Origin of the sequence: Streptomyces sp. NPDC002181 (genome assembly GCF_042890485.1) — a bacterium.
Classification (GTDB): Bacteria; Actinomycetota; Actinomycetes; order Streptomycetales; family Streptomycetaceae; genus Streptomyces.
This window is the reverse complement of sequence record NZ_JBIASC010000020.1, coordinates 60,064-73,989: the sequence shown is the minus strand read 5'-3', so window position 1 is coordinate 73,989 and position 13,926 is coordinate 60,064. Positions and strand designations below refer to the sequence as shown.

Genomic DNA, 13,926 nt, shown 5'->3' with positions numbered 1-13,926 from the left:
GAGACCGATCGGTCATCATGCACTGATCAGACGTCATACTACGTGCGAATCAAGACAGTTGGAGCAGTCCGCGGAGAAGGTCCCGCGTCCGGTCGGGGTCGGGGCAGTCGGCCTGGAGCCGCTCCATCGCCCTTTCGTACTGCGCCACTTCCTCGTCTTTGTCCAGGTAGAGGGCACTGGTGAGCTGTTCCAGATAGACGATGTCCTGGAGGTCGGACTCCGGGAAGCGCAGCAGGGTGAAGGCTCCGCTCTCACCCGCGTGGCCGCCGAAGGAGAAGGGCATCACCTGGAGCTGCACGTTGGGCCGCTGGGAGACCTCGATGAGGTGCTCCAGCTGGCCGCGCATGACGTCGCGGTCGCCGTACGGGCGGCGCAGCGCGGCCTCGTCGAGGACGGCGTGGAAGACGGGCGCGCTCTCGGAGACGAGCACCTTCTGGCGCTCCAGGCGCAGCGCGACGCGGCGGTCGATCTCGGCCTTGGTGGCGCCGGGCATGCCTCGACTGACGACGGCCTGGGCGTACGCCTCGGTCTGCAACAGGCCGTGGACGAACTGGACTTCGTAGATCCGGATGAGCGAGGCGGCGCCCTCCAGGCCGATGTACGTCTGGAACCACCCGGGCAGCACGTCGCCGTAGCTGTGCCACCAGCCGGCCGCGTTCGCCTCGCGGACGAGCCCCAGCAGGGACTCCCGCTCCGCGCCGTCCGTGACTCCGTAGAGCGTGAGGAGGTCCTCCACGTCCCTTGCCTTGAAGCTCACCCTTCCCAACTCCAAGCGGCTGATCTTCGATTCGGATGCGCGGATCGAGTAGCCGGCCGCCTCACGGGTGATGCCGCGGGATTCTCGGAGTCGCCTGAGCTGAGAGCCCAGGAGGATGCGGCGCACCACAGAACCGCTTGCTTCTGCGGTCACTAGTCCTGCCCTCCCCATCGCCATGTGTACGCGTGGTCTGCGCGTGATGTGCGTCGCCGGGGCCCCCGAACCCCAGGCCCCGCAGTCTGCCACCAAAACGCATCGGTCCGTACTCGTTCTGTAACGGAATCCCGCCTGCCGCAAAAGAAGTCCGTAAGTATGCGTAGGAAGAAATGAGCAAGAACCATCACGGGAGTGGACAGGTCCGGCGCGTGCACGTGCATCTGCCCTTGCATCCAGCTTCTGCATTCGGAACGATGGTGCCGCGCACCTGCGTGCTCTTTCGCGCCGGCGCCGGACCCACCCCGCAGTTCTTTCTGGACGGAGCGCGCCGCTCCGCCCGCGAATCCCGGGAGTGCCTCGCATGGGGACGAATGGATCGACCATGCTCGAGCCGTTACGGCAGGGGCTGCCCCCGGTCGACCCCACGGCTGTCTCCGGGTCCGCCTCCTGCGCTCTGCCCGCCCGCTTCGAGGCGGTGCGGGGCGCCCGTTCGTTCACCCGTTCGACCTTGTCGCAGTGGGGTCTCGACGAGCGCTTCGACGATGTGGCCCTGGTGGTTTCCGAGCTCGTCACGAACGCGCTGCGCCACGCCCTGCCGGGGGACATGGGGGCGGCCGGCGGCTCGGGGCCCGCTCCGGGTCCGGGCGGGGGCCCGGGCGAGGCGGAGCCGACGGTCCGGCTGCACCTGATGCGGTGGAGCACCCGGCTGGTGTGCGCGGTACGGGATCCCAGCGAGGACAGGCCGGGCGGATCGTTCGCGCCGGAGCGCACCCAGGAGAACTGCGACCTGGAGTCGGGGCGCGGGCTGTTCCTCGTGGACGCCTACAGCGACAGCTGGGGCTGGCACCCGCTCGCGGGCCGTCTGACCGGCAAGGTCGTCTGGGCGCTGTTCATGCTGCACGAGTAGGACGCAGCGGGCGCCGGACACCGGCGGGACCATCGGTGAATGACGAAAACTGGCCGGGGTTGATCATTGCGATCAGTCCCGGCCAGTGCACGTGCATGGCTTGATCAGCGCGCTGTTCCTCCGGCCGTCCCTACCGGCCGATCAGGCGATCAGGTGGTCGAACTCGCCGTCCTTGACGCCCAGCAGCAGCGCCTCTATCTCGGCCGGCGTGTAGACGAGCGCCGGCCCGTCCGGGAAGCGCGAGTTGCGCACGGCGACAGCGCCACCCGGCAGCTTGGCGAACTCCACACAGGAACCTTGCGAGTTGCTGTGTCTGCTCTTCTGCCAGGTCACTCCGTCGAGTTCTGCAGCTGCCATCCCGTTGTACGCGTGGTCCACAGGAAGCCCCCGATAGTGCAGATGTCAACTGCACCGGATCATAGCTGTGTTCATAAGCGCATGCATGGGCAGATGCACGTGCACGCGGAGGGTGCTGCCCTGATCACTGTCAGGGAAGAACTCGGGTGGATCAGGGGTGAATCGGACCCTTATAAAGCCTGGATCAAGCTCCGACCAGCGCCGGCCTCCGACCCGCCCTTCAGGCCTTCTTCAGATTTGTCCGTACGCGACCGGCCCTGTTCGATGGTCGGGACCGCACCGGTATTCCCGTCACCCATAGGGGGAACGCGCATGCTCCGCAATGCCCTTGAGCCCTGGCACCTGATCCTGCTCCTCGTGGTCTGCGTGCTGGTCTTCGGCTCGAAGAAGCTTCCCGACATGGCCCGCTCGGTGGGCCGGTCGATGCGCATCCTGAAATCGGAGACGCAGGCCCTGCGCGGCGAGGGAGAGGGCGAGGGCGGGGCCCGACGGGGCTGACGCGACGGGGCTGACGCGACGGCCGACAGGGCTAACGGGGAAGCGGCGGCCGCCGGGTGGCCATGTGGGCCCGGTCGGCGGCCGCGGTCCCGTCCTCCCAGCCGGCGTGGTCCGTGGCACCGCGCAGCCGGGTCGTGGTGGTCCGGGGGAACATCTCGTCGGCCCGCGAGGTGACGGCGACGTCGCGCGCCACCAGGGCGGGCAGGTTGTCGGGGGCCTCGGCGGCGGTGTGCTCGGCGGTCTCGGCGAGCCGCTGGCCGAGGCGGCTGGCGTACGCGAGCAGGAAGGACTGCCGGAAGGTCTTGGTCCGCTTGCGCCCGCCGGAGCGCTGCGCGGCCTCGGCCCGGGTCATGGCGGCCGTGCCCTGCACGAGCAGGGAGGTATAGAGGAGCTCGACGGCCTCCAGATCGCTCTCGAAGCCCACCACCGTGGAGAACTCGAAGGCACTGTTCCACACGGCCCGGCACCGGTTGGCCGTGGCGACGGCGTCCAGCAGCACGGCCTTGGCCTCCTCGTACGGGGCCTCGACCCCGATCCGGCAGGCGGCGGGCACCTGCGCGGGCCCCTTCCCGCTCGCGGCGAGCAGGGCCTCGTCGACGGTGTGCCGGGCCATCAGCTCCTGCGCCTTGGCGCTGAGCGCTTCCGCCTCCTCCGGGAAGTTGGTCGCCTCGGCCTTGGCGAGCAGCGCCCGGATGCGCCCGAGCATGCGGGGCTCGATGTGCGCGTGCTCCAGGGCGTCGCCGACGGGGTCCCCGGGCAGCGGCCCGACGGCCTCGACGGAGGGCAGCCGAATGAGCAGCCGGAACACTTCGAGCACGGCCGTGGCGAGGCTGAACCGGTCGCTCTTCTCCCGCCGTACGAGGGCCTCCCCGTACTCCGCGTCCCCTCCCCACCACACCTCGGCGTCGGTCCAGCGCTCGGGCAGCCGGGCGTACCGCCGCGCCTCGGCGGCGATCAGGTCCCGGGCGATCCGCAGATGCCGCTCGCCGAGATCCCGCCCGACCAGCCGGAGCACGTCGGCGGGCTGCCACCCCCGCTCCCAGGCCTGGCGTACGTACGCCTCCCCGCGCCCGAGCAGCTCCCGCCCGACCCCGCCCCACTGCCCGCCGTCCCCGACGAGCACCGAAGCCCCGGCGTCCAAGCCGGCATCGCCCTGGCCGTAGAGCGCGGCCTCACAGGCCCGATCGACAATCTCTCTCACCACCCCAGCTTGTCACGCCCCCCACAGCCCCCCACGGCGGGAGGCGCGGGAGCCCGGAGCCGGCCCCCGCCGACCCCAGCCCCGCTCCCACCCCCGGCGCGCCGACCCGGCCGGACTGTCAGCCCCCGGTGGGACACTCGCACCCATGAGCGACCGCACCCCGCACTGGGCCCTGGCCGAAGCCCCCGACGGCCTCTGGCACGCAATGCCGCTCACCCCCACGACCAGCTCCACCACGACCAGCTCCACCACGCCCACCTCCACCACGCCCACCGGCCCCACAACCCCCACCACCACTCCCGGCACCACCGCCCCCCTCACCTTCAAAGACCCCGCGGAAGCGATCCGCTCCGCCCCCGCCCACACCCGCTGGATCTGGCGCAACACCGCCGCCGTCTACCCCCGCCTGCTCGCCGCCGGCGCCCGCGTCGAGCGCTGCCACGACATCGAGGACACCGAGCTCCTCCTCCTCGCCCACGAAGGCCGCTCCGGCGAACCCCGCTCGGCGGCAGCCGCCTGGGCCCGCCTCACCGGCGCCCCCGTACCCCCCGATCCCCCACAGCCCCACCGCACCACCACCCCCACCACCCAGGACTCCCTCTTCCTCTTCGACCCCAGGCCCACCTCCACGCCCCTCCCCCTCGACGCCCTCGTCGCCATCCACCGCGACCAGGCGAACCGCACGGCCGCCACCGCCCACCCCGACCGCATGCGCCTGCTCACCACCTCCGAGTCGGCCGCCTTCCTCATCGCCGCCGAAATGCAGCGCGCCGGCCTCCCCTGGCGCGCCGACGTCCACCGCGCCCTGCTCACCGAACTCCTCGGCGAGCGCTACGCCGGAGGCGGCGAGCCCCGCCGCCTCGCCGAGCTGGCCGAGGAGGTGTCCGCCGCGTTCGGCCGCCGCGTCCGCCCCGACCTGCCCGCCGACGTCATCAAGGCCTTCGCGGAGGCCGGAATCCGGCTCAAGTCCACCCGCCGCTGGGAGATCCAGGAGCTCGACCACCCCGCCGTCGAGCCCCTCATCGCGTACAAGAAGCTGTACCGGATCTACACCGCCCACGGCTGGAGCTGGCTCCAGGACTGGGTGCGCGACGGCCGCTTCCGCGCCGAGTTCGTCCCCGGCGGCACCCTCACCGGCCGCTGGGTCACCAACGGCGGCGGCGCCCTCCAGATCCCCAAGGTGATCCGCAGAGCCGTCGTCGCCGACCCCGGCTGGCGGCTCGTCGTCGCCGACGCCGACCAGATGGAGCCCCGCGTCCTGGCCGCGATCTCCCGCGACCCCGCCTTCATGGAGGTCGCCGGACGCCCCGAGGACCTCTACACGGCCATCTCCCGCCAGGGCTTCTCCGGCGACCGGGACATGGCCAAACTGGCCGTCCTCGGCGCCGTGTACGGGCAGACCTCCGGCGACGGCCTGAAGAACCTGGCCGCGCTGCGCCGCCGCTTCCCGCAGGCCGTGGCGTACGTGGACGACGCCGCCAAGGCCGGCGAGGAGGGCCGCCTCGTACGGACCTGGCTGGGCCGCACCTGCCCGCCGCCGGTCGGCGCCGACGAGGACGGCGAAGCCGGCATCCCCCAGGACCGGGAGGACGGCTGGACGCCGGGCTACGCCTCCACCAACACCCGGGCCCGCGGCCGGTTCACCCGTAACTTCGTCGTCCAGGGCAGCGCCGCCGACTGGGCCCTGCTGCTCCTCGCGGCGCTGCGCCAGGCCATCGCGGCCGCCGGGATGCGGGCCGAGCTGGTGTTCTTCCAGCACGACGAGGTGATCGTGCACTGCCCGGCCGGGGAAGCCGAGGCGGTGGCCGAGGCGATCCGCACCGCCGGCGACCGCGCCGGCCGCATCGCCTTCGGCGACACCCCGGTCCGCTTCCCGTTCACGACGGCGATCGTGGAGTGCTACGCGCAAGCGAAGTAGGGAGAAGGAGCCCTCAGCCCAAGCGGTCGCCCAGCGGATGGAAGTAGACGTGGAACGCGTCCCGCTCGAAGCCCTCCGCCTCGTACAGCGCCTGCGCGACGTGGTTGTCGTACGCCGTCTCCAGCTGCACCCCGGACACCCCGGCCTCCCGCGCCCGGCGCAGCACCTCGCGCAGGAGCGCCCGCCCGGCGCCGGTGCGGCGGCCGGAGGGGTCCACGTACAGGTCGCTCAGGATCCACATCGGCCGCAGCGCGAGCGAGGAGAAGGTCCGGTAGACCTGGGCGAACCCGACCGTTCCGGCCCCCGGCACGTCCGCGAGCAGCACCAGCGACTCACCGCCCTGGAGCCGCTGCGCGAGGTACTCCCGCGGCGCGTCCGGATCCTCCACCTTCACCTCATAGAAGTCGAGGTAGCCCCGGAACAGCGCACCCGCGACGTCGAGATCGCCGTGACCGGCAACGCGCAACACCACCCCCTGATCGCTCATCCCCTCAGTGTGCGGTAACGGACTGGGCGGGCAGGGTGAAAACGTGGTCCGGCGTGACGACCTTGGTGATCGCCTCACCGAAGAGGGTGCTGGGTTCGGAACCCTCGTAGGCGATGTCCGTGTTCAGCATCACCGCCAGCGTGGCCTTCGCCTCCGGCAGGTACACGGCCAGGGCCTGGTAGCCGGGCAGGGACCCGTTGTGGCCGATCCAGCCCTGGACTTTGAAGATGCCCAGGCCGTAGCCGGTGCCGGGCAGCGCCTCGACGACCTTCAGGCGCTCGGCCTGGGTGGCGGGCTTCAGCAGCGTGCCCGTGGCCATGACCTTCGTCCAGGACTTCAGGTCGTCGAGGTCGGAGATCATCGCGCCGGCGGCCCAGCCCCAGGAGGGGTTCCAGTCGGCCGCGTCCTCGGTCTTCCCGGAGGCGGTCTGGTCCGTGTAGCCCTGGGAGTGCGGCTTCGGGAACTCCGCGCCGACGGGGAAGAGCGTGTGGTGCAGCCCCGCCGGGCGGACGACCTTCTGGTTGATGTAGTCGTCGAGCCGCTGCCCGCTCTGCTTCTCGACCACGAGCCCGAGCAGGATCAGGTTGGTGTTGCAGTAGTAGAACTTGGCGCCGGGCTGGAACAGCACCGGGTGCTTGAAGGAGTACGCGAGCAACTCCTGCGGGGTGAAGGGCCGTCGGGGATTGCTCGTGAGGGCTTTGAAGAAACCTTCGTCCTCGGAGTAGTTGAACAGCCCGCTCCGCATGTCGGCGAGCTGGCGCAGGGTGATCCGGTCCCCGTTGGGCACGCCGGCCACGTACTTGCCTATGGGGTCGTCCAGTCGGGCCTTGCCCTGGTCGACGAGCTGGAGCAGGGCGGTCACGGTGAAGGTCTTGGTGACGCTGCCGATGCGCATGTTCATGTCCGTACGGATCGGCGCACCGGTCGCCTTGTCGGCGACGCCGAAGGCCCGTACGTACGAGCCCTTGCCGGGCGCCGAGAGCGACACCATCACCCCGGGCACCTTCGCCTCGTTCATCACCTTCCGGACGACATCGTCCAACTGCCGTGCCACGGCGGGCGTGAGCTGAGGAAACTCCTGATCGGCGGCAGCGGGGGCAGCGGGGGCCGAGGCCGAGAACACGGCCCCCGCCGGCGCGTCCACCGCACGTCCCAGCCCGAACGGCACCAAGACCAGCCCCACCGCGGCCACCCCCACCGCCGCTCTGCGCAACCGTGTGGACATGTCGCCCTCCTACCACGCGTAGCCCGGGTCCAGCCTTCCCAAAGTAGCCCCGCCCCCCCCCCCCAGCGACCCGGCGGCCCCCACCCCCCGCCCACCAGTCACCGTTGCTTCCCCGCGGCCGGCGCCACCACATCACGAAGCGAGCCGCACATGACCGCCCGGCCACACCCGAAGAGATCCTCACGTCCGCGGCCGTCGGCGCGCTCGCCCGATGGGCCTGGCGGTCACACCTCACGAGAGCCCGCACCGACGCCGCCGAGTAGCGCCCCGCACGGATGGGCACGCGAGGGGCACGACGGCGGCACGAAGAACGTCGCGGTCCGGCACGGCCGTGCGGGGGCAAAGCAAAAGCCCCAGGTCACGGCGAGTGAGTCCTGGGGCTTCCACAGAGCCGCCTTCGGGATTCGAACCCGAGACCTACGCATTACGAGCTCAAGATCGTTCGTGATAGGGGGTTCGGTTCGGTACCGGCAAGTGTCAGAACGTGCAGGTCAGAGGGGCTTCCCGCACGTTCGAGTGTCAGCCGGTGCCGACCCTTCCGAAGCCGTCCGGCATCACGGCGGCATCACCTGCACCCCTCCCAGCAGGGCCGCTGCCCCCACTCGGAGGGACTCGACGGGCGCCTCCCGGAGAACCGTCGTGACGCCCACGGACGCACAAGAGGGGCCGCTCGGCATCGCGCCGCGCGGCCCCTCCTCACTTCCTCAGTCCTGCGCCGCCCCGCTCGCGTCGGGCTGCTGGGGACACTTCGAGGCTCGTTCCTGAGCGCCCATGGGGGGAAGGGCGTTCAGGACGGCCTCAAGGGCTATGGCCCCGGAGTCCGTGATGTGTCTGTCGTCGAGCAGGATGTCGCGCTTATCAGCAGTGACACGCCCTGCTGCTGGTGCGGTGTCGTCGAGTCGGGTACGGCGGACGCGGTACAAGATGCCCCCCTCGTGGCATGGCCGAGTACCTTGCTCGAACACATGTCCGAGGCAAGGCCCGATCCACATTAGCGCCCATATCGCCGCAGGTCACGCGACTACGACGCTCCGTGAGACTCCTCGGTGACCGTGATCGTTGCGTCTTCGAGGTCAAGATTCTTGAGCGCCTCTTTAACCAACGGAAGATCCTCGGGCCTTGTTCCAGGCTGGTACGCAACGACGATGGAAACCTTGGGTGTTGACATGCCGAGGATGTCGCCGGCCGTCAACCCCACCCACTCGGCCGCCGCCGCCTTCCGCACCTCGACGCAATCGAGCCCGGTCGCCGCCGCCACGGCGCCGACGATCCACTTGTCGTGCCGGTAACTCTCGCCGTTCTTGATCTTCGCGAGGGTCGTCCACTGGAGCCTTTTGCCCGTCTCGGGGTCGACTGCCCGCTCGGCCACGCTTCGCAGGGTCGCGCCGGGGACGGCCAGCGCCTCGCGAACCATGTCGGTGAAGGGCGTCAAGCTCTCGCCGCCTATGGAGGACACGGGGGTTCTCATCTCCGTTCTTGTCGCAGAACGCGAACGATCTTATCTAAGCAGCCACTACCCCGAAATGCACACCCCGGAACTGCGTTGACGTGCAGATTCAGCCATGACTAGGTTTGTTCTTGTTCGAGAACAGCAACAGACAAACAGTCTGTACCGGGCAGCTTGTGCCCGCTGCTGTTCCTGTCCGAGAACACATGGGGGATCTTGTGTCTGTCACCTTTACCGGGCCGCCGCCGCGCAGCCGGAACACCAAGCACGCTCTGATCGCGATGGAGCTCGCCGACCGTCCGGGCGAGTGGGCGATCGTGCAGCGGCTCGCGTCGATCACTCGGGCGTCATCGGCCGCGCAGGCGATCCGCAGCGGCCGACTGGCCGCTTACCCCGATGGCGCGTTCGAGGCGGTCGCCCGGTCTGTCGTCGAGCAGGGGCGCGTCGAGCACCGGGTCTACGCCCGATTCGTCGGCGCCGAGCAGTGAGCGCCGCCGGTCCCCGGATCGGCAGTCTCTGCTCGGGGTACGGCGGTCTCGACATGGCCGTGCAGCAGGTGCTCGGCGGATCGGTGGCCTGGCACGTCGAGAACGACGCCAACGCCGCGGCGATACTCGCGCACCACTGGCCCGAGGTGCCGAACCTCGGCGATCTGACCGCCGCAGACTTCGCCCTGGTCGAGCCCGTCGACATCCTCACCGCCGGGTTTCCGTGCCAGGACGTGAGCGAGGCCGGCCTCGGCGCCGGCATCGCTGCCGGTACTCGGTCCGGCCTGTGGCTGCACGTCGCCCGAGCTATCCAGTCCCTACGCCCTTCCCTGGTGGTGATCGAGAATGTCCGCGGACTCCTCTCCGCGCCGGCCCATAGCGACATGGAACGCTGCGCGTGGTGCGTGGGAGACGGAAGCGGTAAGCCTGCTGTGCGCGCACTCGGCGCTGTACTCGCAGACCTGGCCCGCCTCGGGTTCGATGCGGAGTGGGCGTGCGTACGCGCATCGGAGATCGGCGCTCCCCACCGCCGAGAGCGCGTGTTCGTCGTCGCGTGGCCCGCTGCTGAAGACCCCGACCTCGAACCTCGCCTCGAACGGAGGCTCGCAGCATCCGGACAAGCGGCGATCGGGTGGTCATGGACCGACGCTCGCCGACGAGGTCGAGCACCTGCTGCCGACGCCCTCGGCGTCGGGCCACGACGACGGGAAGGCCCCGGAAGTCTGGCGGGCGCGGCGGGAACGGATGCGGGCGAAGCACAGGAACGGCATCGGCGCTCCGCCCCTGCCGCTGCTGGTGACGATGCTCCCCTCGACTGGGGGATCTACCGCGGCGCCGTCGAGCGGTGGGAGCACCTCACCCGTCCCGCTCCCCGGGCAGTTGACGATCGCCGTCGCCTCGACCCGCCGTTCGTCGAGTGGATGCACGGACTCGACGACGGACACGTGACCGGCGTGCCGGGCCTCGGCCGCAACGCACAGTTGCGCGCCCTCGGAAACGGCGTCGTCGTCCGGCAGGCCGAGGCAGCGCTGCGCCTGCTCCTCGACCGCGCCGGTCTGGCACCCGCCGCATGATCTGCGGTTTCTGGAACGGCGCCGCCCGTTCCTACTGCCGCGCGGCAGGCACCCGCCGCTACGTCGTCGGCGACCGCTGCCCGCTTCACACACCTGCCGCCCTTGCCGGGCGCCCCGAACCGCCCGGCAGCCCAAACCCTTTAAGGAGCAACCCCCTTGAGCCTCGCCGCGACGGATTGGGTTTGGACCCGGTCCCGCGCCCGAGGCGCCGCCCGTCTGGTCCTGCTCGCCGTAGCTGACCGCGCCGGCGCCGACGGCGTCGCCTACGCCGGTACGGCCGCGCTCATGCAGCGGACCCGCGCCGCCCGCTCCACCGTCCGCCACGCGGTCGACGCCCTGCTCGCCTCGGGTGAGCTCGCCGTCGTCGAGGGCCGCATCGGGCCCGGCGGGGAAACGGTCTACCGCCTGCCGCTCCTCAACGAGAGGGGGGCCGAGGACCGGCCCGGACCGGATTTCGACCCGGGCCGGGAATCGGCCCCCGGGGGGCCGGAAATCGGCCCCGGGGAGGGCCGAACATCGGCCCCGGGGGGACCGGTCACCGGCCCGGGGGAGGGCCGCAGATCGGCCCCCGGGGGGCCGGAAATCGGCCCCCAGAACGTACTACCTACTTACTCACCACAAGAGCAGCAGCCGCGCACGACCTCGGCCGCTCTCATTCCCGAACTGCGCCCGCTCGACGACGCCCTCGCCGCGGCCTCGGTCACCGTCCGGTGGTCGCTCGGCCTCGGGGAGCAGCGCGACGTCTACCGGCTGACGCAGCAGCACGGCGTCGAGGCCCTGGTCGACCTCGCCGCCCGCCGCACCGTCCCGGGCGAGGCCCCAAAAGCGGCCCGCTACTGGCTCAAGGTCTGGTCCGACCTCGACCGCCCGTCGAGCACCCCGTCGAGGGCGACGGCCTCGACCGCCGCCTACGCCGACAACCTCGCCGCCGGCCTCGCCTTGCTCAACGCACAGAAGGAGCGCACCCCATGAACGAGCAGCAGATCGCCGCCCTGTTGGCGTTCGCCGGAACGCTCGACAGCCGCGTGCGCCGCGCCCTCGCCGACCCGCAGCAGTCCGCCCGCACCATCGCCGAGTGGACCGCCGCCGTCGCCGACGTCCCGGCCACCATGCCGGACGTCTCATGGGACGCCGCCCGCGCGACCCGCCGCTACTACGAGCAGCGCGGCGGCGACAAGTCGGCCCAGTACCGGCCGATCGAGCCGCACGACCTGCTCGCCGCGTGGGGGCCGCACCGGACCGAGCTCATGAACCGCCACACCGACCCGGTGCCCGCGGCCGACCCCGACAATCCGAAGGCATGGCGGGCCGAGCTGCTCGGCACCCGGGCGGCGGTCGCGACCGGACACGCCGCGCCCTCGCACCACCGTCCCGCGATCGACCCCGCAGGGCAGAAACGTCTCGCCGCGCTCATGTCCGGGGTGGGCACGGGCCCGCGCCGCTACATGCCCGCGCATGTCGCCGCCGAGCTGCGCCCCTTCCGGAAGGCTCGGGCCCACCGCGAGCAGCTCGTCGCCGAGGGCGTCCCCGACCCGTTCGGGGTGAAGTGCCCTCACTGCCTCGCCGGCATCGACGAGCAGTGCCGGAGCAGCTTCCGCAACCGGGGCAAGGGGCGGCGTCCGCTGACCGGCGTCCACCCCTCGCGCGTCGATGCGTTGGTCGCGCAGCTCGGAGTCGACGAGCAGGCCGAGGCCGAGCAGATCAAGCTCGCCCGCATCATGTGCCAACCGCCCGCGCCTCGACGAGACGGCCGCGCCCGGCACACGAGCGGCGGCGAGGCCCGATGATCCCGCACGCCGCGCGCGCCGTGATCGCCGCGCACCTGACCGACGAGCTCGACGTGCAGCCGCACCTCGCGACCACCGTCGTCGCCGCCCTCGCCGACCGCCTCGCCGTCGAGGGATGGCACATGACCGACAGCTACCCGGCTGGTGTTCATGGTGCCGGTGTTCACCGACGTACCGCAGACGAAGGCGCGCGACCGGTCGCGCCTCGCGCGCGGGAGATCCCGCGCGCTCGGCGCTCCCTCGCCCGGCTGCTCGGCCGTGCCCGAACCACTGAACGGAACACCCCATGAGCTCGGCCCTGCTCGCCCTCGCCGTCGTGCTCGCCCTCGCGCTCGGCGCGTCCCTGGCCCACACAGCTCGGCTCGACGGCCGCCTTGACCGCGAGGCACGCAGCCTCGGCCGCCGCCCCTGCTCGACCACCTGCACCGCCTGCTCGACGACCCGCCGAGCCGAGAACGGAGAGACCCGATGAACCACACCACCCGCACCCGGTCACGCCGAGGCCGGACCGCCACCCGCGAGGGCGTGCGCGAGCAGCGGCGCGCGGCGCTGCGCCTGCTGCTCGCCCGAGCCGACCGAGGCGCCCTCACCCCGGGGGACGCGACCCAACTCCGCGCCCTGGCCGAGGCCGAGATCGCCGACTGCGACCGGTTCCGCCAGTCCGCCGGCGGGCAGCAGACCGCCGCGCTCAAGCTGCGCCACCGCATCGACGCCGCCGAGCAGGCCATGCAGGAGATCGAGACCGAGCGCGACACATACGCCGCCGAGGTCGAGGCGCTGCGCGGCGGGGAGGGGAACCGATGAGTTACGCACAGGCTGTGGGCGAGACCGTGCGCGCCCTGCGGGTGATCCGGGGCCGGTGGGCCGACCTGCTGCTCGCGATCGAGACCCCGCCGGCGGATCACTGGCCGCCGAGGCAGCTCGCGCACACCATGCGCGACGACGACGAGCTGCTCGTCGAGGACCGGGCGCCCCTCGTACTGCGCGAGCACCCCGCCCCGCTCAACCTCGGCGCGCTCGACGCGGGACAGGCGGTCGAGCGCCTGATCTTCGATCTCGCGGACACGCTCGCCGCCGCCGTCCAGCGCACCGAGCAGGGCGACCCACGTGCGTGGCTGTCCCCGGACCCGGGCGCACCCGACAGCCACCGGGCGGCGGGCAGCAGGCGGCACGGGCTGCACTTCACGTGCGTGTGGATCGAGGGGCGCGTGCTCGACGAGGACACCGCCCCCGAGGTCGAGCTCGACGGAGCGATCAGCGCCCCGCCGTACGAGGTGCTGCCGCTGTACCTGCTACACGAAGCGCGGCGTACCGCGCGGATCGCCGAGGCCCGGGTGCTGCGCGCCCTCGGCCTCGACCTGCGCGAGACCCCGCTGCCCGAGCCGTGCCCGTGGTGCGCGGGCGAGCTCATCCTGCACAGCGCCCCCGATGGCCCGCCGAGCGTCACCTGCTCGGGCGCGCGGGACTGCTCGGCGCCCGTCCCCCTCGACGGCGCCGAGCGGGCGCGGGTGTGGGAGTGGGACGACCTCCCCGAGCTGATCGCCGCGCTCGGGGTGGACATCGCCGCCGCGGCGTAGCGGATCGCGGGTGGGGGCTCCGAGGTGGACCGGGGCCCCCACCCTGGG

Annotated in this window: 17 protein-coding genes; 11 read left to right on the top strand and 6 right to left on the bottom strand. The window is 71.7% G+C overall.

Annotated elements, in window-relative coordinates:
* Positions 1 to 49: 49 nt before the first annotated feature.
* On the bottom strand, positions 50 to 928 hold the full coding sequence (locus tag ACFYXV_RS32705; RefSeq protein WP_053691382.1) for a helix-turn-helix transcriptional regulator: 879 nt from the start codon (positions 926 to 928) through the stop codon (positions 50 to 52).
* Positions 929 to 1,295: 367 nt separating this feature from the next.
* On the opposite strand from ACFYXV_RS32705, the gene ACFYXV_RS32700 reads away from it, so the two are divergent.
* Positions 1,296 to 1,820 (top strand): ATP-binding protein, encoded by a 525-nt coding sequence (locus tag ACFYXV_RS32700; RefSeq protein WP_389384897.1) that lies wholly within the window; start codon positions 1,296 to 1,298, stop codon positions 1,818 to 1,820.
* 141 nt (positions 1,821 to 1,961) lie between these two features.
* On the opposite strand, the gene ACFYXV_RS32695 is transcribed toward ACFYXV_RS32700, so the two are convergent.
* Positions 1,962 to 2,177 (bottom strand): DUF397 domain-containing protein, encoded by a 216-nt coding sequence (locus tag ACFYXV_RS32695; protein WP_051696354.1) that lies wholly within the window; start codon positions 2,175 to 2,177, stop codon positions 1,962 to 1,964.
* Between the two features lie 312 nt (positions 2,178 to 2,489).
* On the opposite strand from ACFYXV_RS32695, the gene tatA reads away from it, so the two are divergent.
* On the top strand, positions 2,490 to 2,675 hold the full coding sequence (gene tatA, locus ACFYXV_RS32690) for a Sec-independent protein translocase subunit TatA (RefSeq protein WP_385468608.1): 186 nt from the start codon (positions 2,490 to 2,492) through the stop codon (positions 2,673 to 2,675).
* Positions 2,676 to 2,706: 31 nt separating this feature from the next.
* Here the strand turns inward: tatA and ACFYXV_RS32685 are convergent, their stop codons facing one another.
* Complete coding sequence (locus tag ACFYXV_RS32685) at positions 2,707 to 3,876, bottom strand: DUF2786 domain-containing protein (protein WP_385468604.1); 1,170 nt, start codon at positions 3,874 to 3,876, stop codon at positions 2,707 to 2,709.
* 145 nt (positions 3,877 to 4,021) lie between these two features.
* Between ACFYXV_RS32685 and ACFYXV_RS32680 the strand changes: the two genes are divergently transcribed.
* Positions 4,022 to 5,794: a bifunctional 3'-5' exonuclease/DNA polymerase gene (locus ACFYXV_RS32680; protein ID WP_389384896.1), complete on the top strand. Its 1,773-nt coding sequence runs from the start codon at positions 4,022 to 4,024 to the stop codon at positions 5,792 to 5,794.
* Positions 5,795 to 5,807: 13 nt separating this feature from the next.
* On the opposite strand, the gene ACFYXV_RS32675 is transcribed toward ACFYXV_RS32680, so the two are convergent.
* The 3 genes from ACFYXV_RS32675 to ACFYXV_RS32665 all read right to left on the bottom strand — a co-directional run bounded on the left by ACFYXV_RS32675 (position 5,808) and on the right by ACFYXV_RS32665 (position 8,962).
* Complete coding sequence (locus ACFYXV_RS32675; RefSeq protein ID WP_385468598.1) at positions 5,808 to 6,281, bottom strand: GNAT family N-acetyltransferase; 474 nt, start codon at positions 6,279 to 6,281, stop codon at positions 5,808 to 5,810.
* Positions 6,282 to 6,285: 4 nt separating this feature from the next.
* On the bottom strand, positions 6,286 to 7,506 hold the full coding sequence (locus ACFYXV_RS32670; protein ID WP_389384895.1) for a serine hydrolase domain-containing protein: 1,221 nt from the start codon (positions 7,504 to 7,506) through the stop codon (positions 6,286 to 6,288).
* 1,021 nt (positions 7,507 to 8,527) lie between these two features.
* The gene (locus ACFYXV_RS32665) at positions 8,528 to 8,962 is read right to left on the bottom strand and encodes a hypothetical protein (RefSeq protein ID WP_389384894.1); all 435 of its coding nucleotides are present in this window, start codon (positions 8,960 to 8,962) and stop codon (positions 8,528 to 8,530) included.
* 122 nt (positions 8,963 to 9,084) lie between these two features.
* Between ACFYXV_RS32665 and ACFYXV_RS32660 the strand changes: the two genes are divergently transcribed.
* The 8 genes from ACFYXV_RS32660 (at position 9,085) to ACFYXV_RS32625 (ending at position 13,878) form a co-directional block, all read left to right on the top strand.
* A complete protein-coding gene (locus ACFYXV_RS32660) occupies positions 9,085 to 9,441 on the top strand; it encodes a hypothetical protein (RefSeq protein WP_389384893.1) in 357 nt (118 codons plus the stop codon).
* Positions 9,442 to 9,494: 53 nt separating this feature from the next.
* The gene (locus tag ACFYXV_RS32655) at positions 9,495 to 10,514 is read left to right on the top strand and encodes a DNA cytosine methyltransferase (RefSeq protein WP_389384892.1); all 1,020 of its coding nucleotides are present in this window, start codon (positions 9,495 to 9,497) and stop codon (positions 10,512 to 10,514) included.
* A gap of 156 nt (positions 10,515 to 10,670) precedes the next feature.
* Complete coding sequence (locus ACFYXV_RS32650) at positions 10,671 to 11,486, top strand: hypothetical protein (protein WP_389384891.1); 816 nt, start codon at positions 10,671 to 10,673, stop codon at positions 11,484 to 11,486.
* Positions 11,483 to 12,301, top strand: a complete 819-nt coding sequence (locus tag ACFYXV_RS32645; RefSeq protein WP_389384890.1) for a hypothetical protein — start codon at positions 11,483 to 11,485, stop codon at positions 12,299 to 12,301. Before ACFYXV_RS32650 ends, ACFYXV_RS32645 begins: the two co-directional genes overlap by 4 nt.
* A complete protein-coding gene (locus tag ACFYXV_RS32640) occupies positions 12,298 to 12,591 on the top strand; it encodes a hypothetical protein (RefSeq protein WP_389384889.1) in 294 nt (97 codons plus the stop codon). Before ACFYXV_RS32645 ends, ACFYXV_RS32640 begins: the two co-directional genes overlap by 4 nt.
* Entirely contained in the window at positions 12,588 to 12,773 is a 186-nt protein-coding gene (locus ACFYXV_RS32635) for a hypothetical protein (protein ID WP_389384888.1), read from the top strand. The genes ACFYXV_RS32640 and ACFYXV_RS32635 overlap by 4 nt, the downstream gene beginning before the upstream one ends.
* Complete coding sequence (locus ACFYXV_RS32630; RefSeq protein WP_389384887.1) at positions 12,770 to 13,105, top strand: hypothetical protein; 336 nt, start codon at positions 12,770 to 12,772, stop codon at positions 13,103 to 13,105. Before ACFYXV_RS32635 ends, ACFYXV_RS32630 begins: the two co-directional genes overlap by 4 nt.
* The gene (locus ACFYXV_RS32625; RefSeq protein ID WP_389384886.1) at positions 13,102 to 13,878 is read left to right on the top strand and encodes a hypothetical protein; all 777 of its coding nucleotides are present in this window, start codon (positions 13,102 to 13,104) and stop codon (positions 13,876 to 13,878) included. Before ACFYXV_RS32630 ends, ACFYXV_RS32625 begins: the two co-directional genes overlap by 4 nt.
* Positions 13,879 to 13,926: the final 48 nt, after the last annotated feature.